The sequence below is a fragment of the Brevibacillus jepli genome (genome assembly GCF_047229145.1).
Taxonomy (GTDB): Bacteria; Bacillota; Bacilli; order Brevibacillales; family Brevibacillaceae; genus Brevibacillus.
Genome location: NZ_JBFEFW010000105.1, coordinates 1 through 578, shown reverse-complemented (window position 1 = coordinate 578; position 578 = coordinate 1). Strand labels below are relative to the sequence as shown.

At 41.3% G+C, this 578-nt stretch carries 1 protein-coding gene; it reads right to left on the bottom strand.

The genetic code is table 11. The features are described from left to right. On the bottom strand, nucleotides 1-569 hold a 569-nt coding region (locus AB1L17_RS31475), incomplete at its 3' end, for an alcohol dehydrogenase catalytic domain-containing protein (RefSeq protein ID WP_412848845.1). Nucleotides 570-578: the final 9 nt, after the last annotated feature.

Here is a 578-nt window from a genome sequence, read left to right as displayed (position 1 = left end):
GTTACCGCACCTTCTTCAACTTTCGCATTGTTTTTTACCGCACCAAGTCCTGTCGTTACGCCACAACCAAATAAAGCCACTTTATCTAACGGAGCATTGTCATCAATTTTTACTAAGTTAATTTCGTTCACGACTGTATATTCACTGAATGTACTCGTTCCCATATAGTGGTAAATCGGTTCTCCATTATATGAAAATCGAGTTGTTCCATCAGGCATCAATCCTTTTCCCTGCGTTGCTCGTACGGCACTACATAAGTTCGTTTTACCAGAACGACAGAATTTACATTCTCCACATTCAGGCGTATAGAGTGGAATCACATGGTCTCCTGGTTTTACGGAAGTAACTCCATCACCTACAGCAACGACAACACCAGCACCTTCATGGCCGAGTACAGCAGGAAATACACCTTCTGGATCATCACCTGATAATGTAAAAGCATCTGTATGACAGACTGAGGTATACAGTATTTTTACTAATACCTCCTTTGCCTTTGGTTCTTCTACGTCGATTTCTACAATTTTAAGTGGCTCTCCTGGTTTAAATGCAACAGCAGCTCTACTTTTCAAATGAGTCCC